Annotated in this window: 23 protein-coding genes; 15 read left to right on the top strand and 8 right to left on the bottom strand. The window is 65.0% G+C overall.

Annotation, left to right across the window (positions count from 1 at the left end; genetic code table 11):
• The first annotated feature begins 44 nt into the window (after positions 1 to 44).
• The 3 genes from N5B55_RS22980 to N5B55_RS22970 all read left to right on the top strand — a co-directional run bounded on the left by N5B55_RS22980 (position 45) and on the right by N5B55_RS22970 (position 3,728).
• Positions 45 to 779 carry a response regulator transcription factor gene (locus N5B55_RS22980; protein WP_304540237.1) on the top strand — a complete coding sequence of 245 codons (735 nt, stop codon included), beginning with the start codon at positions 45 to 47 and terminating at the stop codon, positions 777 to 779.
• Between the two features lie 3 nt (positions 780 to 782).
• Complete coding sequence (locus N5B55_RS22975; protein ID WP_304540235.1) at positions 783 to 2,099, top strand: sensor histidine kinase; 1,317 nt, start codon at positions 783 to 785, stop codon at positions 2,097 to 2,099.
• 147 nt (positions 2,100 to 2,246) lie between these two features.
• Positions 2,247 to 3,728 (top strand): DegQ family serine endoprotease, encoded by a 1,482-nt coding sequence (locus tag N5B55_RS22970; protein WP_304540233.1) that lies wholly within the window; start codon positions 2,247 to 2,249, stop codon positions 3,726 to 3,728.
• Between the two features lie 125 nt (positions 3,729 to 3,853).
• Here N5B55_RS22970 and N5B55_RS22965 read toward each other — a convergent pair whose 3' ends face one another.
• A complete protein-coding gene (locus N5B55_RS22965) occupies positions 3,854 to 4,480 on the bottom strand; it encodes a chorismate mutase (protein ID WP_304541800.1) in 627 nt (208 codons plus the stop codon).
• Between the two features lie 160 nt (positions 4,481 to 4,640).
• Here N5B55_RS22965 and N5B55_RS22960 point away from each other — a divergent pair, with 160 nt between their 5' ends.
• The 3 genes from N5B55_RS22960 (at position 4,641) to N5B55_RS22950 (ending at position 6,731) form a co-directional block, all read left to right on the top strand.
• The gene (locus tag N5B55_RS22960; protein WP_065858544.1) at positions 4,641 to 4,991 is read left to right on the top strand and encodes a hypothetical protein; all 351 of its coding nucleotides are present in this window, start codon (positions 4,641 to 4,643) and stop codon (positions 4,989 to 4,991) included.
• Between the two features lie 69 nt (positions 4,992 to 5,060).
• A complete protein-coding gene (locus tag N5B55_RS22955; protein WP_065858542.1) occupies positions 5,061 to 5,387 on the top strand; it encodes a hypothetical protein in 327 nt (108 codons plus the stop codon).
• Between the two features lie 171 nt (positions 5,388 to 5,558).
• A complete protein-coding gene (locus tag N5B55_RS22950) occupies positions 5,559 to 6,731 on the top strand; it encodes a GGDEF domain-containing protein (RefSeq protein ID WP_304540229.1) in 1,173 nt (390 codons plus the stop codon).
• A 59-nt stretch (positions 6,732 to 6,790) separates the two neighbouring features.
• Here the strand turns inward: N5B55_RS22950 and N5B55_RS22945 are convergent, their stop codons facing one another.
• On the bottom strand, positions 6,791 to 7,174 hold the full coding sequence (locus N5B55_RS22945) for a VOC family protein (protein ID WP_304540227.1): 384 nt from the start codon (positions 7,172 to 7,174) through the stop codon (positions 6,791 to 6,793).
• A 232-nt stretch (positions 7,175 to 7,406) separates the two neighbouring features.
• On the opposite strand from N5B55_RS22945, the gene treA reads away from it, so the two are divergent.
• Genes treA through N5B55_RS22925 form a run of 4 tightly spaced genes read left to right on the top strand, consistent with a single transcriptional unit; the run spans position 7,407 to position 10,444 of the window.
• The gene (gene treA, locus N5B55_RS22940) at positions 7,407 to 9,020 is read left to right on the top strand and encodes an alpha,alpha-trehalase TreA (protein ID WP_304540224.1); all 1,614 of its coding nucleotides are present in this window, start codon (positions 7,407 to 7,409) and stop codon (positions 9,018 to 9,020) included.
• A gap of 35 nt (positions 9,021 to 9,055) precedes the next feature.
• A complete protein-coding gene (locus tag N5B55_RS22935; RefSeq protein WP_027679760.1) occupies positions 9,056 to 9,319 on the top strand; it encodes a DUF2164 domain-containing protein in 264 nt (87 codons plus the stop codon).
• A gap of 44 nt (positions 9,320 to 9,363) precedes the next feature.
• Positions 9,364 to 9,735 carry a 2OG-Fe(II) oxygenase gene (locus tag N5B55_RS22930; protein WP_304540220.1) on the top strand — a complete coding sequence of 124 codons (372 nt, stop codon included), beginning with the start codon at positions 9,364 to 9,366 and terminating at the stop codon, positions 9,733 to 9,735.
• Positions 9,736 to 9,751: 16 nt separating this feature from the next.
• Positions 9,752 to 10,444, top strand: coding sequence for a Crp/Fnr family transcriptional regulator (locus tag N5B55_RS22925; RefSeq protein ID WP_178961401.1), 693 nt, complete (start codon positions 9,752 to 9,754; stop codon positions 10,442 to 10,444).
• On the opposite strand, the gene N5B55_RS22920 is transcribed toward N5B55_RS22925, so the two are convergent.
• The 3 genes from N5B55_RS22920 to N5B55_RS22910 form a co-directional block, all read right to left on the bottom strand.
• Complete coding sequence (locus N5B55_RS22920) at positions 10,441 to 11,454, bottom strand: 2-dehydropantoate 2-reductase (RefSeq protein WP_304540217.1); 1,014 nt, start codon at positions 11,452 to 11,454, stop codon at positions 10,441 to 10,443. The two genes, N5B55_RS22925 and N5B55_RS22920, sit on opposite strands and share 4 nt — an antisense overlap.
• Before the next feature lie 27 nt (positions 11,455 to 11,481).
• Complete coding sequence (locus N5B55_RS22915; RefSeq protein WP_304540214.1) at positions 11,482 to 13,146, bottom strand: alkaline phosphatase D family protein; 1,665 nt, start codon at positions 13,144 to 13,146, stop codon at positions 11,482 to 11,484.
• Between the two features lie 199 nt (positions 13,147 to 13,345).
• On the bottom strand, positions 13,346 to 14,764 hold the full coding sequence (locus N5B55_RS22910) for a discoidin domain-containing protein (protein WP_304540212.1): 1,419 nt from the start codon (positions 14,762 to 14,764) through the stop codon (positions 13,346 to 13,348).
• Positions 14,765 to 15,679: 915 nt separating this feature from the next.
• Between N5B55_RS22910 and N5B55_RS22905 the strand changes: the two genes are divergently transcribed.
• Positions 15,680 to 16,432 (top strand): autoinducer binding domain-containing protein, encoded by a 753-nt coding sequence (locus N5B55_RS22905; RefSeq protein ID WP_304540210.1) that lies wholly within the window; start codon positions 15,680 to 15,682, stop codon positions 16,430 to 16,432.
• Positions 16,433 to 16,448: 16 nt separating this feature from the next.
• Here N5B55_RS22905 and N5B55_RS22900 read toward each other — a convergent pair whose 3' ends face one another.
• Together N5B55_RS22900 and N5B55_RS22895 are read right to left on the bottom strand one after the other, a co-directional pair.
• Positions 16,449 to 18,233 (bottom strand): EAL domain-containing protein, encoded by a 1,785-nt coding sequence (locus N5B55_RS22900; protein ID WP_175402388.1) that lies wholly within the window; start codon positions 18,231 to 18,233, stop codon positions 16,449 to 16,451.
• Between the two features lie 435 nt (positions 18,234 to 18,668).
• Positions 18,669 to 19,553: an aldo/keto reductase family oxidoreductase gene (locus N5B55_RS22895; RefSeq protein WP_304540207.1), complete on the bottom strand. Its 885-nt coding sequence runs from the start codon at positions 19,551 to 19,553 to the stop codon at positions 18,669 to 18,671.
• Positions 19,554 to 19,682: 129 nt separating this feature from the next.
• Between N5B55_RS22895 and N5B55_RS22890 the strand changes: the two genes are divergently transcribed.
• The 3 genes from N5B55_RS22890 to N5B55_RS22880 all read left to right on the top strand — a co-directional run bounded on the left by N5B55_RS22890 (position 19,683) and on the right by N5B55_RS22880 (position 22,850).
• Positions 19,683 to 20,597, top strand: a complete 915-nt coding sequence (locus N5B55_RS22890) for a LysR family transcriptional regulator (RefSeq protein ID WP_304540205.1) — start codon at positions 19,683 to 19,685, stop codon at positions 20,595 to 20,597.
• 171 nt (positions 20,598 to 20,768) lie between these two features.
• Positions 20,769 to 21,749, top strand: a complete 981-nt coding sequence (locus tag N5B55_RS22885) for an ABC transporter substrate-binding protein (RefSeq protein WP_304540202.1) — start codon at positions 20,769 to 20,771, stop codon at positions 21,747 to 21,749.
• Between the two features lie 90 nt (positions 21,750 to 21,839).
• Positions 21,840 to 22,850: a VOC family protein gene (locus N5B55_RS22880; protein WP_304540200.1), complete on the top strand. Its 1,011-nt coding sequence runs from the start codon at positions 21,840 to 21,842 to the stop codon at positions 22,848 to 22,850.
• Between the two features lie 261 nt (positions 22,851 to 23,111).
• Here the strand turns inward: N5B55_RS22880 and N5B55_RS22875 are convergent, their stop codons facing one another.
• Positions 23,112 to 24,758: an APC family permease gene (locus N5B55_RS22875; protein ID WP_304540198.1), complete on the bottom strand. Its 1,647-nt coding sequence runs from the start codon at positions 24,756 to 24,758 to the stop codon at positions 23,112 to 23,114.
• A 361-nt stretch (positions 24,759 to 25,119) separates the two neighbouring features.
• Here N5B55_RS22875 and N5B55_RS22870 point away from each other — a divergent pair, with 361 nt between their 5' ends.
• Entirely contained in the window at positions 25,120 to 26,475 is a 1,356-nt protein-coding gene (locus tag N5B55_RS22870) for an MATE family efflux transporter (RefSeq protein ID WP_304540196.1), read from the top strand.
• Positions 26,476 to 26,495 lie beyond the last annotated feature (20 nt).

The raw sequence follows: 26,495 nt of genomic DNA, 5'->3' as shown, positions 1-26,495 counted from the left end.
GCAGTTCTACAATGAGCCTTCCCCGGCTTATTTTTGATGCGTCCATGCGCGTACTGCTCGTAGAAGACGACGACATGATCGGCGACAGCGTGCGCAAGGGTTTGCGCCACGACGGTTTCGCCATCGATTGGGTGCGTGACGGCGAGGCAGCCGTGCACGCGGTCACGGCGCCTGGCGCTGCCAGTGCAGAATCAGGCAGCACCCTGTTCGACCTCATGCTGCTCGACCTCGGCTTGCCCAAGTGCGACGGGCTCGACGTGGTGCGCGAAGTGCGTCAGCGCGGCATCGCCATTCCCATCCTGATCCTGACCGCGCGCGATGCGGTGGCCGACCGCGTGGCCGGTCTCAACGCTGGCGCAGACGACTACCTCGTCAAGCCATTTGACCTGCAAGAGCTGGCGGCGCGCATGCACGCGTTGCTGCGCAGACAGGGCGGCCGTGCCGATCCGCTCATGCGCCACGGCGAAGTGCTGCTCAACCCCGTCACCCGCGAAGTGCTGCGCGCAGGGGTGCCGGTCAAGCTGTCGGGCCGCGAGTTTGCGGTGCTGCATGCGTTGCTCGCGCGGCCGGGCAAGGTGTGGTCGATCGCCCAGTTGCAGGACAACCTCTACGGCTGGGATGAGGAGGTCGGCAGCAACACGGTCGAGGTGTACATCCACGCGCTGCGCAAAAAGCTCGGCAGCCATTTCATTCAGAACATCCGCGGTGTGGGGTATGTGATTCCGCGTGAGGCGTCGACGTCGCCTGCGGAACCTGCCGACGGCGACGCGCACCAATAACCCATGCAATCGATCCGTAAAACCCTGCTGTGGTGGCTGGCCGGCGGCCTGCTGGCGGGCATCGTCATCGCCACCGGCCTGATCTACGCACAGGCGCGCCAGGAAGCCAACGCGCTGTTCGACTACCAGATGCAGCAGGTGGCCGCCGCGCTGCCGAGCCAGTGGATCGACCCGCCGCCGCCGGCGCTTGCCGGCATTGCGCGTGACGATGATGTCGTGATCCGCATCTGGGACGGCACCGGCCGCAGCCTGTATCTCTCGCACGCGCGCCCAAATCTGCCGGACCAGGCCGAGCTGGGCTTTTCCGACGCTAATACGCCGGAAGGCCCGTGGCGCATCTACAGCGTCGCTTTCGGGCCTGCCGTGGTGCAGATCGCCCAGCCGTACAGCGCGCGGCACGAAGTGGCGGCGCGCATGGCGTTGCGCACAGTGGCGCCGCTGCTGATCCTCTTGCCCCTGCTGGGCTGGATCGTCTGGCTGGCGGTCGGGCGCGGGTTGGCGCCGCTGGGTTCCGTGGCCAAGCAGGTGCAGGCGCGCGACGCGGCCGCGCTGTCGCCGTTGCCCACGCACGATTTGCCTGACGAGATCCGCCCGCTGACGAATGCATTGAACGATCTGCTGGCGCGACTCGGCACCGCACTGGCACACCAGCGCGCGTTCGTCGCCGACGCGGCACACGCGCTGCGCACGCCGTTGGCTGCGCTCAAGCTGCAGTTGCAGGTGGCCGACCGTGCCGAGAACGAAGATGAACGCCGCGCCGCGCATGCCGATCTGCATCGCGGTGTGGAGCGCATGATTCGCCTCGTTGGTCAGTTGCTGACGCTGGCGCGGCAGGAACCGGGCGCTGCCGATACGCAGCGCGCAACGGTTGCGCTCGACGCCGTGGCGGCCGACGTGGTTGCCGAACTGTCACCGGCGGCGGTGCAAAAGCGCATTGACCTGGGGATCGCGGTGGAGTCGCAGCCGGCATCCGTGATGGGTAATGCCGATGCGCTGCGCGTGCTGCTGGTCAACCTTGTCGACAACGCATTGAAATACTGTCCGGCCGGCGCGCGCGTCGATGTGTCGACGGCACATACGCCAGACGGTGGCGCGCAGCTCGTGGTCGAAGACAACGGCCCTGGCATCCCGGCGGAGGAGCGTGAACGCGTGCTCGATCGCTTTTATCGCCCGGCGCAGGCGCCCACCGGCGGCAGCGGCCTGGGGCTCGCCATCGTTCGGGAAATCGCGCAGGCGCATGACGCCACCCTGGCACTGGAACCTCGCGAAGGCGGCGGTTTGCGCGTGGTGCTGCGCTTTCCATTCAAGGCCAGCACGTAGAAACATTTCGTTTCATGTGATGCGCGTGTGCGCCGCCCACCTTTAAGTCTCGTTTAAGTCTGGCCGCCTACGATGCCTTCAACCGATTGGCACGGCAGGCGACTCCGCAAGCCGTGACCCTCGCGCTCAGCAAGAGAGGACACGACAATGACGCGTCAAACCCTGGCACGCACTGCGGCCGGCCTGGCGGCTGTGGTCGCCGTTGCAGGCGGCTATGCCTATCTGCAGAAAGACATGATTTCGCGCGCGGTGGCGGCACCCGTGGCCACCGCAACGTCAACGACCGCGCCCGCGGCCGGGGCGGCTCCGGTGGCTGTCGCCGCGCCGATGGATTTCTCCGGCATCGTCGATCGCTACGGCCCGGCCGTGGTCAACATCAGCACCACCGCACGTGCGCAGCGCACCAGCATGCAGGGCCTGCCGCCGGGCATGAGCCCGGATGACCCGTTCTCCGAATTCTTCAAGCGCTTTATGCCGCAGGTGCCGCAACAACGCGGTGACCAGATCGTGCGCGGTCTGGGCTCCGGCTTTATCGTCTCCGCCGATGGGCTCATCCTGACCAACGCCCACGTGGTGGATGGCGCGCAGGAGGTCAACGTCAAGCTGACGGATCGCCGCGAGTTCAAGGCCAAGGTGCTTGGCGTCGACAAGCAATCCGACGTGGCAGTGCTGCGCATCTCGGCCACGAACCTGCCCGTGGTGCAGATCGGCAGCCCCGCCAACACCAAGGTGGGCGAGCCTGTGCTTGCGATCGGTTCGCCGTACGGTTTCGAGAACACCGTCACGGCGGGGATCGTGAGCGCCAAGTCGCGCTCGCTGCCGGACGATACCTATGTGCCCTTCATCCAGACCGATGTGGCCGTGAACCCCGGCAACTCGGGCGGCCCGCTGTTCAACCAGCGCGGCGAGGTGATCGGCATCAATTCGCAGATCTACAGCCAGACCGGCGGCTACCAGGGCCTGTCGTTTGCGGTGCCGATCGACGTGGCGATGAAGGTGGAGCAGCAGCTTGTCTCTACCGGCAAGGTCACGCGCGGCCGCCTGGGCATTGCGGTGCAGGAGGTCGACCAGTCGCTGGCCGATTCTTTCAAGCTGCCCAAGCCTGAAGGCGCATTGGTCAATTCGGTGGAAGACGGCGGACCCGCGGCCAAGGCCGGTCTGCAACCCGGCGACGTGATCCTGCAGATTGGCGATGCACACATCGATCGGTCGGGCGACCTGCCCGAGCAGGTGGCCGACATCAAGCCGGGCTCGACCGTGCCGCTGCAGATCATCCGCCAGGGCAAGCCCACCACGCTGACGGTCACTATCGGCGCCGCGAAGGACGCCAAGGTGGCATCCACTGAAAAGGCGGCGCCGGACCAAGGCCGCCTGGGGCTGGCGGTGCGCCCGCTGCAGCCCGAAGAGAGGCGTCAGAGCGGTTTGCCCGGTGGCCTGGTGGTGATGGATGTGACCGGCCCGTCGGCCAAGGTCGGCATTCAGCCGGGGGATGTGATCCTGTCGCTCAACGGCACGCCGGTGTCGTCGGTGCAGGAGCTGCGCACCCTGGTGGATCGTGCCGGCAAGCATGTCGCCCTGCTGGTGCAGCGCGACGATACGAAGATCTTTGTGCCTGTGGATTTGGGCTGACGCAAACCTCGGCGCTGCGGCGCTGGGGCCATCGCCGCTGCTCGTATAGCCGGTCTTGGAGGCCGGCTTTTTTGTTCTGCTTTGCGGCGCGTCCGACCGATGTGGCCGCCCGGTTCTTCAGAGGATCAGCGGGTGGTGCAGAGCCGCGCCGTTGCACGATCCAGTGCAATGCGATGCAGGGTGTCGAGCGATTTCTCATGCGTGACATGGCCGATTTCCTTCGCCACCTGAACGGGGCAATCGGCTTGACTGCGCGCCGAGGCCGCACTGCGCAAGGCTTGCAGGATAGATTTCTGCAGTTCGTCGAGCTTGGGCCGGATCACATCCGGCAGGCTCTGCCGTTGCGCGGTGGGCGCAGCCCCGGCCCTGCGCCAGTCGTTCAGGAGGGCGTACTGCACTTCCTTGTTCGCCTCGATCTGGTCTGTAAAGACCTCGGTTACGTCCTGTGCGACCAGTCCGTAGGCCGGCGCCTCCGCTGAGACATTGGCGATGACCTTGGCCTCGCGCGCCGGGTCGTAGACCGACTGGCCGCTGTCCCATTTGCTCAGCGCGACCTGATCTGCGGTGACGAGCCGATCGGCCAGATGCCGGAGCAACGGCGCGAAGGCGCTCTCCTCGGCGTGAGCCTGCGCAACGCAGCTTGCCGCCAACAGCAGCGTGCAGGCGATCCGGGTTGTCATCAACGTGTTAAAGGCGTTCTTCATGCTGGGTAGCGGTCGATTGCCGCGCGTCTCGGGACGGGGAGCGGCCATCATACCGAAGCGCGAAGTGCGCGGCGTGCGCAGCGTTGTTCCGATGCCCGCCGCTAGGCCATTTGCACGTGCTGTCTGCCACAAACCCAGGTATCATGCGGGCTACGCGCCGTTTTCGTCTGCAAAGCCTGCGGCGGCGCGGCTAGCTGAGCATACGACGATGGATTTTTACCCCGATCTGGAAGGTTTGCCGCTGTTTGCCAAACCCGCATTCGGCTGGGAGGAACCACTGTCGGCATCGCCAACCGAAACGCCCCCCGCCAAACCCCGCCGCTTGCGCCGATGGCGCGGCCCGATCACGCATTGGGAACGCGGCTACCGCTCTCACTATTACCGCGACAAGCGCGGCAAGAAGCTCGGTGAAATCCACCTGAGCCCGCGCGGTCAGGCGCCGCTGCTTTACCGCTGGCTGGCCGGTACGCTCTCGGGCATCGAGGGGTCGCTCACGCACGCGCGCATGCGGGTCGAAGAGGCGATCGGGTTTGGAATGCGGCAGATGGCGCTGTTCTGAGCGGGCGGCCCGGCGCGCCGCTGGGCACGGCCGATGCGTCAACTTTGGGTTCACCACGAGGAGAACACCATGCCGACCATCGTCCGCATCTTCACAGACCATGCGGCTGCAGAAGCAGCCCGCCAAGCCGTATTGAATACCGGACTCGCGCTGGATCGCGTCGCGCTGTCGCACCAGGGTGACGAGGCGGGAGCCTTGCGCGGCAACTTCCTGTGCGGCGATTACGAGCCGGGCGGCGAAAATGCCGAGACCTACGAGCGGAAATTCCAGAACGTCGTGATCGGCGGCCGCTTTCTGCTGACCATCGACGCCGAGCCCGCTCAGGTAGGCGCCGCCGAAGCCGCGCTGCAGCCCGTCGGCGGCCATGCCGTAGATGACCTGGGACCGAAGCGCTGACCTTTTGCGGCGCGCCTGGAATACCGGCGTAGCACGCCCCGCCGCAGTGCGTGACGAGGACTTCTGCTACGCCGACGCTGCCCTGCGCGCGCCTTGCCCCACCACCCGGTGATGTCCGCCACGCGCCGCTTTTCGTAGAATCCCGCCACAAAAGACCTTGCGGGAGTGCTCATGCTGGATCCAGGCGTCGCCATTGCCACGTCGGCGCTGATGAGCTTTGTGCTCCTGGGGCTGCTGGGTTCGTTGTTGCGCGCCGGCAAGCCTGGCATTGCCGAATGGTTCGGCGCCAATCTGGCCGTGGTGCTGGCGCTGCCGTTGATCCTGCTGCGCGGGAACATTCCCGATAGCCTGTCGGTCGTGGTGGCGAATGTCGTGTTGGCGCTGGGCGGCGCTGCCTACTACGCGGGATGCGCGCGCTTTCTCGGACGGCGGCCGCAGTGGCCAATCCTCCTGGCCGGCGTGGCGGCGGTGGGGGTGGCGGTCATCTACTGGCGCTACGCCGTCGATAGCATTCCCATGCGGGTGTTTTCGACCACGCTGTTTTCCGCCGCCTTCTGCACGGGACTGGTGTGGATGCTGTTGCGCCATTCGCCGGCCGGTCGACCGACCTATCCGTATCGGGTCACGGCCGTCATCGCATTTGTGTTCGGCGCCTGCCAGCTGGTGCGCGGCATCTATTTCCTGACGCTCGACGCTGCGTCCAGCCCCAGCATGTTTGCCACCGCCGGCAGTGTGCTGCTGCTCGTGGTGGCGGCGGCCATCATGCCCATCCTGTCGATGTCGGCCATGCTGATGGTGCACGATGCCCTGCTGGCCGATGCGCGCGATGCGGCAAACCGTGATTTCCTGACCGGTGCGCTGTCGCGCCAGGGTTTCGAGGCGCTGGCGCGCCGCCATGTCGGCCGTGTGCAACGTCACGCCGGGCCGCTGGCATTGCTGATTCTCGATCTGGACCACTTCAAGCGCATCAACGACACCCTTGGCCATGCCGCTGGCGACGCCGTGTTGCGCGCGTTTGTGCAGATGGCGCAAGCGCAGCTGCGGCCGACCGATGTGCTCGGGCGCATCGGCGGCGAAGAGTTTGCGCTGCTGCTGCCTGACACCGACAGTAGCAGCGCGATGCACCTGGCAGAACGCTTGCGCAAGGCCGCTGCCGCGCACGTTGTCACGGCCGGAGCGCAGTCCTGCAGCTACAGCATCAGCGGTGGCGTGGCGGCGTGGCACCCCGGCGAATCGTTCGACCGGCTGAGTGCGCGCGCAGACCGCGCGTTGTACGACGCCAAGCATCAGGGACGCAATCGCATCTGCGTTGCCGATGCGGGCGTCGCCGTTGCGGTGGCGTAGCGCCGTTCAAGGCATTGGATCTGCTCCGCTGCCTGCCACCAGGGTTCAAGGTGAGCGAGCTATGACCCCAGGTCATACGGCCGCGTCATGATCTCCAGAAAGTGCCCGTCTGGATCGTCGAAGTACACGCCACGCCCACCGTTGTGCTGGTAGGTTTCGCCTGGCCGCTTCTTGGCGGGGTCCGCCCAGTACGTCAGTCCTTTCGCCTGGATGCGGGCGAACGCCGTCTCGAATTCGGTGTCGCTGACGAGAAAGGCATAGTGCTGCATGGCGATGGGCGCATCGCTGTCAAAAAAATCGAGCGACACCCCGTTCGATAGAGGCACGACCAGCATCTGCCCGAACGGGATTGGCTCGGGCAGGTCGAGGATGTCACGCAGAAAGCGGGTGGACTTCTCCTTGTCGCGGCACCAGACGATGGTGTGGTTCAGTTCGATGTGCATGCTGGCTTCCCGGCACGACGCAATGTGATCGTGCCCGTTACACGATAGGCCACGCATGCTCGCGTGCAAAACCGCGCCGCGCCTCAGCAAGTTGCTTGCCCGCCGCGCCCGATATGGCGCCATTTCTGCCGCTCTGGCACACCGCTGTTTTGCGCAAAACCTGTCGATTTGACAACGCTGTCGGCGTCTCCTTTTCTGGTCTGGCTTTCCGTCCACCAAGCAGGAGACGACGATGCATCGACAGGCTCACTTTTTGATCCGGCGCCGCGCGGCCAATGTGGCTGCATGGCTGGCGTTCGGTTTGGCGGCGTCGTCCGCTTTGGCCGATGTGGGCGTGGGTGCCGCGCTGCCGCCCTCGCCCGACAAGCTCTACGGCGACTTGTTCGTGGCCGTGCAGACCGCGCAGGTGTATCCGGATCAGAAGACGTTTGTCGATGCGGTGCCCAAGGCGGCGCCCGCGGTCATCCTGCAGGCGTATCAAGCGCAGAAGAACGTACCGGGCTTCTCGCTCAAGGCGTTTGTCGACCAGTACTTCGCGCCGCCGGTGGACACGCCCGTGACACCGCCAGCGGGGCAGTCCTTGCGCGCGCACATCGACTGGCTGTGGCCGGCGCTTACGCGCACAACGACCACCGCGCCGGACAACAGCTCGCTCATCCCCTTGCCCAAGCCTTACGTGGTGCCCGGTGGCCGCTTCCGCGAGGGCTATTACTGGGATACCTACTTCACCATGCTCGGCCTGCAGGAGGCCGGCCGCGAAGACCTGGTCGACAACATGCTCGACAACTTCGCCTATGCGATCGACCAGTTCGGCCACATCCCGAACGGTAATCGCACGTACTACCTGAGCCGTTCGCAGCCGCCGTTCTTTGCACTAATGGTGGAGTTGGCTGCGCAGAAGGAGGGCGACGCGGCGCTCAAGCGCTACTTGCCGCAACTGCGCAAGGAGTATGCGTACTGGATGCGCGGCGCGGCCACCACGCCTGGCGGACAGGCGGCCAGCAACGTCGTCGTCATGCGCGACGGCACTGTGCTCAATCGCTACTGGGACGACCAGGACACCCCGCGCCCCGAGTCGTATCTACAAGACGTGACGACCGCGCAGCAAACGCCCGCGCGCCCCGCCAACGAAGTCTGGCGCGATCTGCGCGCAGCGGCCGAAAGCGGTTGGGATTTCAGCTCGCGCTGGTTTGGCGACAACGCCACGCTGGGCACCATTCGCACCACGTCGATCGTGCCGGTGGATTTGAACAGCCTGATGTTCCAGCTGGAGAAGACGATCGCGCGCGGTTGCACAGCGGCGCGCGATTTTGCATGCACGGTCGAATACTCTGTGCGCGCCGGAAAACGTGCCGTCGCCATCGAGCGCTATCTGTGGCACCCCGCCGGCTACTACGCCGATTACGACTGGCAGCTCGGCCGCATTCGCGACAACAAGTCTGCCGCGATGGCGTATCCCCTGTTCGTGGGCGCTGCACGGCCAGACCGCGCGTGGAAGACGTTGCAATGGACGCAGCGGGCGCTGCTGCAGGTGGGTGGCTTGTCGACCACCACCTTCAAGACCGGCCAGCAGTGGGATGCGCCCAACGGCTGGGCGCCGCTGCAATGGATTGCGTTGCGCGGGGCGCAGCGATACGGCTGGCAGCCGCTTGCCCAGGCGATCGGCGAGCGCTTTCTCGGCAGCGTCGAGCAGCTCTATGCCAGCCAGCAGAAGCTCGTCGAGAAATACATCGTCGATGGAACGGGCACGGGCGGTGGCGGCGGCGAATATCCGTTGCAGGACGGTTTCGGCTGGACGAACGGCGTCACGCTCAAGCTGCTGGATGCGTATGGGCGCGGGCAGTAAGCTGGTGGCCTTGTCCGCCACCGCGAGCCCTGCGCATGCCCATCGAACTTGACCGCGACGTCCGCGAAGAGGCCGTCCAATCCATCCAGCGCTACTTCACCGAGCAGTTGGACGAGCGCATCGGCAACATCCAGGCCGGTGCGCTGCTGAGTTTCTTTCTTGAAGAGATCGGCCCCGCGGTCTACAACCTTGCCGTGCAGGAGGTGCAGGAACGCCTGCAGACGCGCGTGGCCGAGCTGGACTACGAGTGCCACCAGGAGCCGTTCGGTTACTGGAAGAAATTCGACAAGCGCCGATAGTTCCCGGCTAACATGCCCGGATTCCATCGGGCTGTTTCGCTTCCATGTCTTCCTTGCGCGCATTCTTCAGCACCGCCTTTCGCCGGCAGCGCGGCCGCCAGGGCACGGGCTACGACAAGATGCTGCTGGCCACCGCGCCGTGGCCCATCCCGTTCGACAGCTACCTGATCCGCTATCCGGACGGCTCGGAAATTCCACCGCATACCGACCCCGTTACCAACGGCCGGCACTACCGACTGAACATCGTGCTGAAGTCGCCACGCGCGGGCGGCGAGTTTGTCTGCGCGAAGCCGATCTTCCAGACACGACGCATCAAGCTGTTCCGACCCGATGCGTGTGAGCACAGCCTGACGCGCGTCGTGGGGGGCAGCCGGTATGTGCTGTCGGTGGGTTGGGTGCTAGGCCGTCGAGGCTAAGTGCGGGAGCTGAATCGTGCTGAACGCATTTGCCGCCAACCTTTGGTTCCGGAGCCTCGCGCCGCACGTTGCCGATGCACTGCTCGAAGCCACGGTGCCCGTGCGCATCGCCGCTGGCACATTTCTCTTTCGGCAGGGCGATCCCATGGACGCCGTTTCGCACGCGTTCTTTGGCGTGGCCAGCGGCACGCTCAAGCTCTCCATCTTCAATGCCGACGGGGATGAGGCCATCCTCGCATTGGTGGAGCCAGGCAACTGGTTTGGCGGAGTGTCGACGCTCGATCAACAACCGCGCGGCCATTGCGCCATCGCACTGGAAGATTCGGAAGTGCTGGCGGTGAGCGTGGCGCGCTTTGAAGCATTGATGCGTGATGCCGCGTTTGCCGGGGCGATTGCGCGGCTGGTGGCAGCGCGCTTGCGGCTGGCGTATGGCTCGCTGGCGAGTGCGGCACTGCACGGTACGCGGGCGCGTGTGGCGCGGCGCATTGCTTCACTCGCGCACGGCGATGTGTCGCAATCGGCAGAGGGGCGCGCGAGCATCTCGACCTCGCAAGACGCCTTGGCGATGATGCTGGGCATCAGCCGGCAGACGCTGAGCAAGGAGCTGCAGGCACTGGTCAAGCTCGGTGCGATCCGCCTGCGCTATGGCCACATCGAGATTCAGGACATGGCGTTGTTGCTGGATGCCAGCGAAGCAGGCGCCGACTAACCCGCTGCACGCAAGGCCGCCAACAGATCGTTGCCGGACCAGCTCGGGCGCGTGGCAGCAGATTCGGCGGCATGCACCATCGCACACAGGTGTGCATTCACGGGGGCGCGTTGCCCCAGGCGCTCGGCCAGGCGCACCACTTCGCCGTTGATCCAGTCGACTTCGGTCGTGCGGCCGGCGGCCAGATCGTCGGACATGGACGAACGCGCGAGCGGATCGATGGCGAGCATCTTGCCGCCCAGACGCGCAAACACCGCATCGGGTGTGGCAAGCAGGCGTGGAATCCAGGCGGGCGGTATGGGCGTCAGCTTGGCAGGCTGGATGCCCGCACGCGACAGCAGCCGGAGTGCCTCCGTTTGCGCCAGCGCGAGGCAGCGACGGTACGCACGCTGCGACAGCTCTTCCTTCAGCGGCCGGTTGGCCAGTGCATTGATGGCGTTGTTCAGGTTGAGCAGCAGCTTGGCCCATTGCACAGCTGCCATGTCGGTGCGTTCCGTGAGCGGCAGACCGGCGCGGAGGAAGTCATCGAGAAACGGCTGCAGCGTGGGGGATGCCGCCACTTCCAATTCACCGGCCGTACCCTGATGAAAGGCACCCGGGCCAGGCTGCATCACGTTGAAGGGCACCATGCCGGCCAGTACGATCTGCTGCGGCAGGGCGGCGCGCAGGACGTCGGCATTGCGCAGACCGTTCTGGAAGCTGATGACGATGGCGCCCGCGCGCAGCACCGGCTTCAGTTCATCGGCGACGGATTGCGTGGCAGCGGACTTCACGGTCACCAGCACGAGATCGGCATCGGCGGCCGCGCCGGGCTCGGCCATGTAGCGGATCACCGCCGGCTGCACCTGCCAGCGGCCGTTGCGGTAGTCCGTCAAGGTGAGGCCGTGCGCGCTCAGTTCGTTGCCGATGCGTGCGCGGCCCACGAGCGAGACATCGGCGCCGGCCGCCAGCAGACGGCCACCCAGGTAACAGCCGATCGAGCCGGCCCCCACGATGCAGATCTTCGCCATGCGTCTCCTAGTTGTTGTGCTGACTTCTCACGCCAGCCGCGGCACCTCGTACACCAGCGCCGGCTGTAGCGTATCGATGGCTTCCACCGGCTCGGGCGGGCGCCACATGAACAGCGAGAAGGTCATCTTCTCGGGCGTCACGTCGATGATGGTAAAGCCGTTTTTCTCCGTTGGGCGTAGCGCCTCCTGCATGGCCACGGACAGTGCCGGCGTGGTCTCGATGCTGCGGAATGCTGAAGGGAAAGCGAGGTCGCCAGTGCCCAGCGTGCCCGTCATGACCGTGTGCACGGGCTGTGCGAAGGCGAGGTCTGCGGAGCGCGACATCGACCCGGCCGCCGATGCATGGAAGTCGCCTTGCACGATGACGGCCGCGCGCTGTTTCTGCTGGGCAAGCGCCGCCACCAGGCGCTGGTGCTGGGCGTGCCAACCGCTTTGCCAGCCAGCCTTGGGTTCGTTGGCGACGAGGCGGCCGGTCTTTCTGTCGAGCAAATCCGGATACCAATCGCCCAGCTTGCCGGACGAATATGCAAACGGCAGCGAGGGCACATGGAAGAAGTGCGCGGTGTCTTCAGCGCGTGTGCGCGCCACGAGCCAGTCTTCCACCCATTGCGGCACGACGCGTGCGTGGATGCCCTTGTTGTCGAGAAAGCGCCGGCAGTCGTACAGCACGGCCTCAAGCAATGCGCCGTAACGCAGCGTGCCGAAAGCGCTGTTGGTGTCGGTGGGCATGCCGGCCTTGTCACCGCCGGGCAACCAGACGGGGCGGTTGGCGTCAGGCAGGAACTCGGGGTAGTAGCGGCGCTGTGTCAGCTCTGCACCGACCAGCCCGTAAGGCTCCGGCGGCAAGGTGGCGACCTTGTCGTCGAACTCGTCGTTCTCGAAGGTGTCGTGGTCGTCGGTCAGGAAATACGCGGGCGTGGAGCGCAGCGTGGTGCCGTACAGCCCGCTGATCTGGTAATCGCACACGCGCGTGAAGATGGCTTCGTTCTTCGGGTGCGACATCGGCACCGACGTGTCGAGCGCGCCGCCAAACTTCGCCCACATCAGTTCGCGCACCTGGCGTGCGAAGGGCTTGTTCTGCGAGGTCTGCAGATCCCAGTAGATGTGGTCGCCGTTGGCGATGACGGTATCTGGTGCAAACGACATGCCGCGTGCCAGCAGGCGCCGGCGCGCGGTCATGTCGAGCCAGGCGGTCTTGCCGGCCAAGGGTGGGCCGTCATAACCGCCGGCACAGGTGTAGGCCAGGATGCGCAGTCGCGCGGGCGTGGCATCCGGTGACGGAAAGGTGCGCAGCGGCCACGCGTCGGCCAGCGGCTTGCCGGCCGCATCGACAATGCGCAGCGTGTATTGCGTGGCGGGCTGCAGACCGCGCACGTCGAAGCGCCAGAAGCGGCCGGCGGCATCGGTCTGCTCCCCAGCGACGCGCCTGCCGTTGACCATCAACCAAGGTGCCCGCGCAAGCGGCGCCTGAAACGATGCCTTGATGAGAAAGCGGTCGTGGCTGGCTGCCGGGATCAGGTGCGCGAGCTGGCCGGCGTGCCAACTGGCGTCATTGGCGTGCGCAGCGGCATGCGCGCCTTCCGGCAGACTCAAGCCCAGCGCGCCAAGGCTGGCGGCGGCGGTGCCGAGCGTCAGGAAATCGCGCCGGCTCATGCCGTGCGGGGTGCTGTTCGGTGGTGTGCGTGAGGGCATCGTCATCCTCTGGCGTGGTGCGGAGACGCCATCGTGCCGAGCCGTGCCCAGGCTGAATGTTCAGCTTTTGACAATTTAGGGGTAGGCCCCAATGCTGGCTGCTGATCGACCCCCTGACCCATGACAAACGCCCCGATGGCCGAAGCCACCGGGGCGTTGTCATGTCAGGCGATGCTGATGCTGATGCGGATACCGCGGCTTAGTAGCCCCACACCTGCATTTCGTCCAGCGAGTAACCCCATTGCGTGGCGCGCTGCGTACCGTACATGCGCACATAGCGACCGCTGCCCTTGAGGTTGGTGAGTGACGTATGGCCCCACGAGGCGCCGCTCGACGTCGAGTAGATGCTCGTCCAGCTCACGCCGTCGTTCGAGGTCTGGATCGAATACACCTTGGCGCCTGCGTCCCAGTACAGATCGACGCCGGTGATGGTGCGGGTTGCGCCCAGATCGACCATCAGCCATTGCGCGCCGGCCACGCCTTCCACGGAATCCCAGCGCGTGCTGGTGGTGTTGCCGTCGAACGCGTAGGCCGGGCCGAGGCTGGCGCTGTAGCTGGACGATGCGCTGGCCGGCTTGCCCTGGGAGAGCAGCGTGATGGCTTTTGCGGCGGCCGTCGGCGTGCCTGCGTAGTAGTTCGAGCCGAGCTTGGCCTTGGTCGTGTCCGAGTTCACGCCAAACTGCGACAGGCTCCAGCGCTGGCCGGTGCTCGCGTCGCCCAGGTAGAGCTGGTAGCCGCCGGCGCTCGTCGACGAAAAGAACACGTAGTTCGTGTTGTTCACGGGCGATGGGTCGGAGTTGTTGCTGTTGCAGTCGTTGAGCGCGAGCTGGTTGGGCGCGTCGCTCGGGTTGACCTTGGTGTAGATCTGGTCGGCCTGGCTGGTGGCGTCGTGCCAGCGGGCGTAGAACACCGTGCCGTCGGCGCGTACGATCGGGTAGTACGTCGCCAGGCCGGCGGGCGTGTCGAACGCCACCTTGGCGGTGCTGCCCACGGTCTGCTTGTAGAGGCCCATGCCCGAACCGGTGCCCGTGGTGTAGAAGACGGCGGTGCCGTCCGGCGTTGCAAACGGCATCGAGTTTTCCAGCGTCGGTGCCGTGCGCGTCAGGTTCACGGTGGAGGTGAAGACCGGACCCGAGCTGGTATACGACAGCGCGGCCTGCATGACGTCGCCGTTTTGCTTGAAGAACAGCGATTTACCGTCGGTGCTGAACTTCGGGTCTTCATTGCGCGTCTGGCCGGTGCTGTTGGTGAGGTTGATCGGCATGCTGGTCGAGCCGACTTGCCAGAAGAACACGTTCCACGCGTTGTTGGTCAGCCCCATGAAGGCGATCCACTTGCCATCGGGGCTGAACACGGCGTTCATGGGGTCCTTGATGCCCCAGGCTGCGTTCGATACCTGTTGCAGCGTGCGCGCCGAAAAATCGTAGATAAAGATCTGGCTCGTGCCATCGCCGTAGCTGGCGTAGCTGTGATAGGCGAGCTTGCCGGTCAGGTTGGCGGGGAAGGTCGTGTTGGATTGTGTCGGGGGATTGGCGACGCAGTTGGCCTGGGCGCCAATGGAGAACAGACCGAGCGTGGCGCTGGCGACAAGGCCAAGCGAAATCAGAGTGGAGCGCATGAAACGGGACTTCCTGTGCAAATGGGTCAGAGGGGCGGGGTAATCGCCGCATTAAGTCCGCATCACCTTTCCGATTTTGGGCAAAGCTCCGCCAATTCCGGGAAAGCCGGATTTGAAAAAGCGCCACAAACCGGGAGTGACGAGGATTGGAAGACGCGCCAAAAAACCCTGTTGCTTCGTACCGTCGTGTTTCTTGTCGGGGTCTCGACTACATCGAGAAGGCGAGTCGCGGACCAGACTGTAAGGGTTTCGCTGACACTCCGAAACCCCAATAAGAGCGTCGTTTCTGCCCTAATTTGCCACTGTGCGTGCAATTCGCCACACACGCGTGTAAATGTGACACGTCAATTTGACATGGCGTTGATCAAACCGCACGTGCAAAGTCGATATTGTTATTTTTACTGCGACATTCTGCCGCGTGGTAAAGGCGCAATCTTTGCTGGGACGTCGTTTTCGCGCACTGCCCCTTGTTGAGGCGAGCGCACGTACCGTGGCGCCTTCTTCACCGTGCGAACGGTATGCGTGCGATCGTTCACTTCACGAAGAACAATGAAAAAACGCTCCGCATTGTTGGTACGAATTCCGCCTACAGGATGATTGAATCCCGCTGCCCGGATGGCGACTCCAGAAACCCGCGCCAAATATCACATTCAAATAAACCGCGCGATGTTGCGCAAACCATTCGGTTATCGGTTGATTTATCGCTGTACTGCGTTATCTCTTATTCGAGCGCCTCCACTAATTGCATTGAGCATGCACATCGCGCAATTCGTTTTGGATTATGTATAGTTCCAGCACGTCAAAAGTAGTCCTCAGCAAAACGCAAGGCTGAATGCGTTTTCACCCATGTGGAAATGACAGAGCCGATCGATGAGGACTGGCACGGGGGATTGAGTGGGTTCTGGAGGCCAAAGGATGGGCGCTCACGATCCATTGCCGCAGGGCCGCGCAACATCCTGGCGTGCGGCACTGCTGCGCGAATTGAACGCCTTGCGCGATGCCGATGCGGTATTCCGCTGCCTGCAGCCGGCGGTGGCGCGGCTTGGTTTCGACTATTACGCCTACGCCCTGCGCGGCGCGATCCCGATCACGCGCTTCAACACCATCTGCTGGAGCACGTTCCCTGAGCACTGGCGCGAGCACTATCGCGTGTGCGGCTATTCGGCAGTCGATCCGGTACTGCAGCACGGGCAACGCTGCGTCAGGCCAATGCTGTGGTCCAGCATTGCCACGGCGGAATCGCCGTTCTGGGCCGATGCGCGCCAGCACGGCCTCAACCATGGGTGGTCGCACACCATTCGCGATCACTCCGGCATCTTCGGTACCTTCAGCCTGGTGCGCCGCGCCGTGCCCATCACCGAAGACGAGCTGGCCGCCTCCGAACCAGAAATGATCTGGCTGGGCCAGCGCGCGCACGCCAGCATCAGCGCGCTGATGGCCAGTAAAGTCTTGCCGGATGCCGCTACACGCCTGAAAGACGTCGAGCGGCAGATGCTGCACTGGACGGCCGAAGGCAAGACGGTGGCGGAGGTTGCCGCCATCCTGGAGATGACCGAGCGCAACGTGAACTTTCACCTCCGCAACGCCATCACCAAGCTCAATGCCGCCAACAAGACGCATGCCGTGGTGAAGGCCGCGTTGCTCGGGCTGATCCCGGCCGTGCTGTAGCGCCGCCCAGACGCTTTCAGGCCGTGGCGCGCATGGACTGGCTGGGGCGCAAGGCTTCCAGATAGAAGCCGTTGTCGCTTTGCTTGGCGCGCCGTTTGGCGAGGGCCGCCGCCGTGCCGATGTCGTCACTGTTGCGTGCGGCTCCGGGGTGAACGTGCAGGGCGCCGACCGCCATCGTCACGAAGCGGAAGAAGGCCGGCAGCCCCTTGCGGTCTTCAGCATGGATGCCGCCTGCCGCGCGGTCGGCCGGTGTGTACATGGCGAGCGCGTTGGCGTTGAACGCCGTCATGGCCTGCGTAATCCTCGCCTGCCAGTCGGCGCTCTGAAACAGGATCAGGAAATCATCGCCGCCCACGTGGCCGAGAAAATCGCGTGTGGGCTCGCATGCGGTCGCCAGTAGGGCAGCGGCCATCTTCAGCATCTCGTCGCCCTGCCAATAACCGTACTGGTCATTGAAGGGCTTGAAATGGTTCAGGTCCACATAGCATGCATAAAACTCTGCATTCGCCTCCAGCAAACGTTCAATATGCAGGTTCAACGGAATGTTGCCCGGCAGGAATGTGAGTGGATTGGCGTAGCGGGCGGCCTCGATGCGGATTTCCGTCACGGTACGCACCAGTTCCTCGCCGGTGCCCAAGCCCAGGTAGCGGCCGTGTTCGGTGATGATGAAACCATCGGTCAGATAGCGCTGGTCTTCGCTCATCAGCAGTGCCGACATGTCTTCGAGCGAGGCCGATTTTTCCACCAGCACCGGCTGCCGGTTGGCAAACGCCAGCGCCGGTTTCTTGCCGTACAGCTCGCGGTGATACGGCATCGCATAGCGGTCGATGAATGCACGGCGTGCGATGAGCGCAAGCGGCCGCTCGTCTTCGTCGAGCAGCGCCACGGCGTGCAGATCAGGATGGCGGTTGAACAGGTGCAGCACGTCGTCGTTGCTGCTGCGCAAGGGCAGCGTGGGAGCAACGCGCAGCAGCTTGCTGGCCGTGATGGCGCGCCAGCCCACGCGCACCGCCTGCGGAAACACCGCAATCTGCGAGGACTGCAGCACGCGCGCCGCCTGGCTCGACATGTCGCTCGCGGGCTTGTCCTGCGGGCGCGCCAGGAAGAAGCCCTGACCGAAACGGATGCCCAGGTCGCGCACCACGCCCAGTTCGTCCTCGGTTTCCAGCCCTTCGGCAATGATGCTGGTGGCGCCGCCCTTGAGCGTCTGCTGCAGCGTACGCGCGATGTCCAGCTTGGCCGGATGCTTGGCAATGTCGCGCAAGAAATACTTGTCGAGCTTGATGAAGTCGGGCGTGAGTTCGATCAGCAGGTTCAGGTTGGCATTGCCGGTGCCGAAGTCGTCCAGCGCGCATTGCAGGCCAAAATCGCGTGCCACCGACAGCGCCTCGGCAAAGCTCGCCAGATCGTCGATGGGCGTCTGCTCGGTCAGTTCGATGACGATGCGCGACGAATGCAGATCGTGATCGGCAATCGCGTGCAGCAGGCGGGCGTGATCTTGCAGCAGTTGTCGCACGCCTTGCGCGCTGAAGTTCAGGAACAGCTTGCCCGGCAAGCGCATGGCCGAGAAATTCGCAATGGCCAGACGCGCGGCGGTGGTCTCCAGCGCAATCGTGCTCGCCGTGTCGGATGCCGCGGCAAACAGCGCCGCCGGCGACTCCATGGCCGAGCCCACCGGCCCGCGCAGCAATGCTTCGTAGCCGAGCACCTCGGTGGTCGACAGGCGAAAGATCGGTTGGAACACCGTGCGCAGCATCTCGGGCGCAATGCCCGCGGGCAAGGGAAGCGGTGAGGAAGTCATGACGTTGGCGGTAGACGCAAGATCGGACATTCCGCTAAACGACCCGCTGAACAAAGAGTTGAATGAACTTTTTGTGACGCACGCAGCCGCGCGGGTTGGCGGGGCATGGCCCCCACCACAGAGGGGCCTGATCCAGAATCCAGCAAGCGCCTGCGTCTTCACGGGGCGCTGCCGATTGCAATCCTTTCATGCCGTGCTTGACCGTCACATTGTGTGAGGTCCCAACCTGTTTCCAAGCCAGAAGACAGCAGCCACCATGTTGTTGAAAGTGGGCGATCTGGCCAAACGCTGCGGCGGCAGCATCTGGCCAAGCGGAACCATTTCTTGACCGCTGCACCTTGCCTTCAGCCTGTGCTTCCGCAAGATGGGCGGCGAAGAACGTCGCGTCCGTTTCAGCCGCCCGGTGCATCGACCGCCGGGCCGCCAAGCAAGGTATTACGCGGCAGCGTCCGTGGAAAGGGCAACGGCGTCGAGTTCGCGCATCGCATCTTCGGGCAGCGCAATCGCCGACGCGGCGACGTTCTCGCGCAGGTGGCCGACCGATGAGGTGCCCGGGATCACCAGCATGTTCGGTGACCGGTGCAGCAGCCAGGCGAGAGCCGTCTGCATCGGTGTGGCGCCAAGCCGCGCTGCGACATCGTTGAGCGTGGACGATTGCAGCGGGCTGAACCCGCCCAGCGGAAAGTACGGAACATACGCGATGCCGTCGCGGGCAAGCGCGTCGATCAGGCCGTCGTCGTTTCGGTGAGCGAGGTTGTAGTGGTTCTGCACGCAGACGATCTCGCAGATGCGCCGTCCTTCTGCGATCTGGTTGGCCGTGACGTTGCTCAGCCCGATGTGCCGCACCAGCCCCTGCCGTTGCAGTTCCGCCAGGGCGGTGAGGGGTGCCTCGATCGACCCTTCCGCGGGGCCATGGGTGTCGAACATGATCCGCAAATTCACCACGTCGAGCACATCCAGGCAGAGGTTGCGCAGGTTGTCGTGCACGGCTTCGGTCAGCGCCTGGGTTGAAAACGCCGGCAGCCAAGCGCCGCTGGCATCTCGCCGCGCACCGATCTTGGTGACGATGAGCAGATCGTCGCGATACGGGTGCAAGGCTTCGCGGATCAACTGGTTCGTGATGTGCGGGCCGTAGAAATCGCTCGTGTCGATGTGGTTGACGCCCGAGGCAACGGCTTCGCGCAATACGGCAAGCGCGGCGTCGCGATCCTTGGGTGGGCCGAAGACGCCCGGGCCGGCCAGCTGCATGGCGCCATAGCCGAGACGGTGCACCTGGTGGCCGCCAATGGAGAACGTGCCGGATTGAGCAATGAAAGACATGGTCACACTCCTGTTTCGAAGAAGGAAGGTCGAAGCCCGAAGAAAGCGGGGGGGTGACAGCAGATTAGGTGCAAGCGCTGTGCGCGATAAGGGGACATAATCCGCACGGGTTGTGCGAAAAGGCGAACAATGAAAGTCGATCTGGGCGATTTGAATGCTTTTGTGGCGGTGGCGCAGGCCAAGGGCTTTCGCGAAGGTGCAAGACTGATGGGCACGAGCGCATCCGGACTGAGCGAGGCCGTGCGGCGGTTGGAGACGCAACTCGGTGTGCGCCTGCTGAACCGCACGACGCGCAGCGTCTCGCCCACTGAAGCGGGGCAACGTCTGCTGAGCCGTCTGCGGCCGGCCTTGAGCGAGGTGGAAGCCGCGCTTGACGTCGTCAATAGCTTTCGCGAAAGGCCCGCCGGCACGCTAAAGCTCAATGTGCCGATGAGCGCCGCGCGGCTCGTCTTGCCTGCCATCATCCCGGGCTTCCTCGACGCCTTTCCCGAGATCCAACTGGAGGTCGTGGCCGAAGAGAGCTTCGTCGACATCCTGGCTGCAGGTTTCGACGCAGGCATCCGTTACGACGAGCGGCTCGAACAGGACATGATCGCCGTCCCGATCGGCCCGCGATCGCAGCGGTTCGCAACGGCAGCGGCACCCGGCTATTTCGATCGACACGGCCGGCCCGCCCATCCGCGCGAACTGCTCGACCACGCGTGCCTGCGCGGCAAGTTTGCAAGTGGAGCGATGCCGCCGTGGGAATACGAGCGGGATGGTGAAGTGGTTCGGGTGGAGCCGTCGGGCCCGGTGCTCGTTCGCATTGGCGGCGCGACCGATCTTGTCGTGGATGCGGCCCTGGCTGGCGTGGGGGTTGTCCATCTCTATGAAGACTGGCTGCGTCCCCATCTTGCAAGCGGTGCGCTCGAACCCGTGCTCGAGGATTGGTGGCGGCCGTTCCCGGGGCCGTATCTCTACTATCCGGGGCGGCGTCTCGTGCCGGCTCCGCTGCGGGCGTTCATCGATTTCATCAAGGCCGCTGCCGACCCGGGCGCAGTTTGAGTGACCGCAGACGAGGCCCACGCCGGCAATGCTGGCGCGCGCGCGTTCCATCGATTTTTCGCGATGGCTTCGTAGGGGCGACCCCTCGTTTGCACAATCCACGTAGTACGCGGTGGCGGTCAGGGCTCGCACACTGGGGCCGTTGTCCACTTGCCATCGGCCGTCCGCACCATGCAGCACGTTCGTCTCATGCTTGAGTACTTTCACCCGTGGACGAACGCCGCCGGGTTTTACTTGGCCCGTGCCAAGGGCTGGTTCGCACGTGCGGGGCTGGACGTGGAAATCGTTGTGCGTGACGACGCGCGAGGCGACACGCTCGATCACGTCATGCGCGGCGATGTGCAACTTGGCGTGTGCCCGACCCGGCGCGTGCTGGCCCGTTATGAAACGGGCGAGCCGGTCTGCGGTGTGGCCGCCGTCAACCAGCGCAGCCTGGAAGCCATCCATTCAGTGAGCGGCCGTGGCATCGCCCGCCCGCGCGATCTTTGTGGGCGCCGTGTGGCGCTCAACCCCACGAAGCGCGCGCGGGCATTGCTGGCCGACATCGTCCGTGCAGATGGCGGCGATTCCGATACGGTGAAGCTGGTCGACGCCGGCGTGCGCGAGCTGACCTTCGATGAACTGCGCGATGGGGCCGCCGATGCGAGCTTCGGCAGCTACTGGGCGTGGGAGGGCGTGATGCCCTCAACCTTGCCCGATGTGCAGCGCCAGGTCTGGCCGATCGACGAGATTGGCGCGCCGTCCTATCACAGCTATCTGCTCGCTGTGGATTCCCGCTGGCTGGCCGGCAATGCAGGCGTCGTCAGAGGTTTGCTGACAGCCGCTTCGCACGGATTTGTCGCGGCCCACGCGGATCCGGCCAGCGTGCTGCCGCTGTTCGAGCGCGTCATTCCGTATTTCCCTCGAACCACGATTGCCCGGTCGTTGCGCGCCGTGTCGACGACCTGGCTGGCCGATGGCGCGTGGGGCCGGCACGATGCCTCGCTCATGTGGGGCTACGCCGCTTGGCTGGCCCGACACGGCATCGTCCGCCGGCCGCAAGCATGGTCCGGCGCCGTGACGGACGCCTATTTGCCGCCGCGCATTGCGCGTGCCCCCGAGAAGCCGTGCGTGCCGACGTCACCGCGCGCCTTGGCCTACGCCCGCCCGTAGTTGTCGGCTGCCGCCGTGTTTCGATACTGAAGCGGCTCATGTTTTCCCCATCCATCGAAACACGACGCCGTGCGGCGTCAGGAGACGGTCATGACACTGGCGTCAGTGACATCGGTATCGGTCAGCGGTCCGAGCTGGTCCGGCGATTTCCTGCGCACGCTGCAGGCCCCCGCAAGCGGTGTTGGGCGCGTGGGCGGCGATGCGTGGTTGCGGGTCGAGCCAAGCCGCGTCGCTGCGCCGCGTGCCGACGAAATCGTCGTCAATGACGTGATGTTCGCGGTCGATGATGTCGATGTTGCGCATCGGCGGGCGGTGCGTGCCGGCGCGGCCGATCTGGCGCCGCCGCACTGGGGCGTTCTGCCCACGCCGCATGGGGAGCGCCCTGTGCGCATGGCACGCGTGGGCGGGATCGGCCATGTCACGCACACGCTTGTCGAGCGCGACCCCGCTGCTGGCGATGCTGCCTTCGATGCAGCGCAGGGTCTCGACCATCTCGCGCTATGCCTGCCGTGCGAAACCATGGGCGCAACGGTTGCGCGTTATCAAGCGGGCTTTGGCTTGCATGTCACGCAAACCGAGCACATCCAGACGCGCAGTCTCGGCATGGTCAACACGGTGCTGCAGAACGCCAGCGGCAGCGTGAAGCTCGTGCTCTCGGCGCCCACACCGACCAGCCAGACGACGCAACTGCACCGCTTTGTCGACGTGCACGGCGGCGCGGGCATTCAGCACCTGGCGCTGCGTGTGCCGGCTCTGTTGGCCCACAGCCTGGCGCTCAAACGCCACGATGTGAACTTTGCGGGCTCCATGCCCGAAGTGTTCGATGCCATGCTGGCCCGGATCGGGCACTGCCCGGTCCCGCGCGATGCTGCGCTGGCGCTCGGCATCATGGCCGATCGCGATGCCGATGGTCTGCTGTTGCAGTCCTTCCTGGCGCCGTCTCGCACGGCGGAGCCGGTGTTCTTTTTCGAACTGATCGAGCGCCAGGGCGCACGCGGATTTGGCGCTGCGAACATCCGCGCCCTGTTCGAGGCGGTGGAGCGTGTGCAGGGTGCGCCCGTGGAGGTGGACGAGCCGCAGCGTCAGCCATCCACGGTCTAGCGCCCCGGCGATACACCGCCGCCTGGGCCGTATTCCTCTTTCTTGCTGCAAGCGCTCAGGGACAGCGCAATCAGGATCAGGCCGAGGGGTCGAGTCATGGGCAAATGGAAATGGAACGACGTGAGGCTGTACGCAAAGTCCGGGGGATAGCGTCGCCGCCTAGCGCACACAGCGGAGCAGATTCCCGCCGCCCCGCAGACAAGAAAAAACGCCCGCCGGCAGAACCGGTCGGGCGTTTTTTTCCAGCGTGCAACCGTGGCGTCAGACGCCTTGAGGAACTTCGCGCGCGCCGCGCTTGCGGTCACGCACTTCGGTTTCTTCGTGCACGCTGTCCACCTCGTCCAGATAGCGCGTGTGCCAGCCGCTGACCACGCCCCAGTGGTAGAAGAACAGCGAAAGCACTGCGACGATGCCCATGTCCCAGCCGTAGGGGATGTAGCCGTGGCCGCCGAACTCCGTGCTGCCGCAGTACGACAGCGCTGCGATGGTCGGCAGGTAGGCGATCATCCACCACGCGCCCTTCAACTCCGTCTTGAAGTCGGGCCAGCCGGCCTTGGCCTGGTAGTAGAAGTACACGGGCAGGGCCACCAGCATCAGCACGATGATCTCGCCGGTCAGCGGCCACTTGGCCCAGTACAGGATGAGCGATGCGCACACAAACGCGAACGGCGCGATGAGCGACAGCCCCGGCAGACGCAGCGGACGATGCAGCTGCGGCGACGTGCGGCGCAGCGACATCACGCTGATCGGACCCGTCAGGTACGAGATGACCGTTGCCACCGAAATCACTGCAGCCAGCGCACCCCAGCCGCGGAAGAAGAACAGGAAGATGAACGACACCGCCAGGTTGAACCACATGGCCGGGCGCGACACGCCATACAGCGGATGCACGCGGCCGAAGATGGCCGGCATGGTGTTGTTGCGCTCCATCGCGTAGATCATGCGCGTGGTGGTGGCCATGTACGTACTGCCGGTGCCCGACGGGCTGACGAACGCGTCGATGTACAGCACGAGGGCGAGCCAGTTCAGGTTCAGCGCAATCGCCAGCTGGGCGAATGGCGAGTGGAAGTCAATGCCGTGCCAGCCGTTGACGAGCGACTCAGGCGGCACCGCACCCAGGAAGGCCACCTGCAGCGCCACGTAAATCACCGCGGCCAGCAGGATCGAACCGATCACCGCGATGGGCACGTTGCGGCCCGGGTTGCGCGCCTCGCCCGCCAGGTTGATCGGGCTCTGGAAACCGTTGAACGCAAACACGATGCCGCTGGTGGCGATGGCGGTCAGCACCGCAGACCAGCCGTACGGGGCGAAGCCTTGACCTGCCACATTCGCGCCCGTGCCCGTGCCGAAGTTGCCCGGATGGAAGCCTGCCGCAACCAGCGCCACCGCAGTCGCGGCCGGAATGATGAACTTGAAGATCGTGATGGCGTTGTTCGCCTTGGCAAACACCTTCACGCCCCAGTAGTTCAGCAGGAAGTACACCACGACGAGCACTGCCGACAGGACGAGCCCCGGCGGCGTCAGCTCACCGTGCTGGAAGAGCGACTGCGCCCAGGGCCACGGCCAACTGCTCATGTACTGGATCGAAGCCTCAGCCTCGATGGGAATGACGGTGACGATGGCGATCCAGTTGGCCCAGGCCGCCACGAAGCCCACCAGCGAGCCATGCGAGTAGCGCGCGTAGCGCACCATGCCGCCTGATTCCGGGAACATCGCGCCCAGTTCGGAATACGTCAGGGCAATGGCCAGAATGACGATGGCGCCGATCACCCAGGTGAAGATGGCAGCGGGGCCTGCCACCTTTGCCGCGTGGCCGGCGCCAAACAGCCAGCCGGAGCCGATGATCGAGCCCAAGCCGGTCAACATCAATGCCCAGGCGCCGAGATTGCGTTGTACGTTTTTTTCCAAGAGGAGTCTCCGCCCCGGCGAGTCGGAAGTTCGACAGGGCACCGCGGTTTGCTTACCAGTCCGCTTAGTTCTACCGAGGCGACGCTGTTTGGGCGTCGCCCGCCGTCCTATGTGGTGGGTGTCACCAGCCCAGGACATGCGTGTGCTGGATGATGCGTAGCATCAACCGCACCCGTCCGGCCGCGATGAAAGGCAGAACACGATGTCTGTCTTCCGGGGGGATTCGCGTATAGTCACCGACGACGTTGTGCGGGGTGCCGCACTTGCCGCCCGATTCCGGAGCCCGCAATGGGGCGCAATGATAGCGAAATCGTGAGCGGTTGCACCGCCTTTTTCATCGTTCCACGCAGTTTTTGTCCCCATGGACTCCTCTTTCGCCACTTCGGTTGCACCTGCGTCCCGGGCCCAGTGGCACCGGCGCGTGCTGACGCTGGCGTTTCCCATCGTGCTGGCCAACCTGACCCAGCCGATCCTCTCGGCGGTGGATACCGCCGTGGCGGGGCACTTGCCCGGGCCGGAATACATCGGTGGCGTAGCGCTGGGCGGGGTCTTCTTCAACTTCGTGTTCTGGGGGTTTGGTTTCCTGCGCATGGGCACCACGGGGCTGGTGTCGCAGGCACACGGCGCGGGCGACACGCAGGCGTTGCGGGCGAGCGTGGTGCGCGCACTGCTGCTGGCCTTTGCGATTGGCGTCGCATTGCTGGTGCTGCAGGTGCCGGCGATCCGGATCACGCTGGCGCTGCTCGGTGCGAGCGAATCCGTCACCCGCATGGCCGAGGTGTATTGCCACACACGCATCTGGTCGGCACCGTTTGCACTGGCCAACTATGTGGTGCTCGGCACGCTGCTCGGGCGACAGCAGGTGCGGCGGGCGTTGCTGCTGCAGGTGTTCATCAACGCTGTGAACATGGTCGCGGTGCTGACCCTGGTGTTGGGTGCTGGCATGGGCGTCGCTGGTATCGGCGCCGCCACGGCGCTGGCTGACATTGCCGGGTTTGGGTTGGGAATGTTGTTGCTCTGGCTGCAGCGGCCGATGGGCTTGCCGCCGCTCACCCGCGCCGAACTCCTCGCCCGTGACGCCTGGCGCCGCCTGATGGGGCTGAACACCGATATCTTCCTGCGCACGCTGTGCCTCCTGGCTGCCTTCGGCTGGTTTGCGCATGCCGGCGCCAAGCAGGGCGATGTGGTGCTGGCCGCCAACGCGTTGCTGCTCAATTTCCTGACCTTCATGGCCTACGGGCTGGACGGCTTTGCGCACGCCGCCGAAGCCCTGGTGGGCGCCGCCATGGGCGCGCGGGACCGCGCCGCACTCCGCATGGCGGTTCGCGTGTCAACGTTCTGGTCGGTGCTCGGCGCTGGGCTCTTCGCGGCCGTGTACGCGCTGGCGGGTGCCGGCATCATCGGTGTGCTGACCGATCAGCCTGCGGTGCGTGAAGCTGCGCGTCACCATCTGGTGTGGGCGGCGCTGCTGCCGATCGTGTCGGTATGGGGCTTCCAGTTTGACGGCGTGTTCATCGGCGCGACGCGCACGCGTGAACTGCTGGTGACGATGGCCGTGGCGGCTGCCGCGTTCTGGGGCTTGTCAGTCACACTGCAGCCGCTGTGGGGCAACCACGGGCTGTGGTTGTCGATGCTGGGGTTCATGGCGCTGCGCGGGCTGATGCTCGGGATGCTGCTGCCGCGCGTGTGGCACGCGCCTGAACTGCAGGCAGCCTAGGCAGCGTCGATCTGCAACGT

Source organism: Ralstonia pickettii (assembly GCF_030582395.1).
Lineage (GTDB): Bacteria > Pseudomonadota > Gammaproteobacteria > Burkholderiales > Burkholderiaceae > Ralstonia > Ralstonia pickettii_D.
The sequence above is the reverse complement of the archived record's forward strand: the minus strand, read 5'-3'. Positions and strand labels throughout refer to the sequence as shown.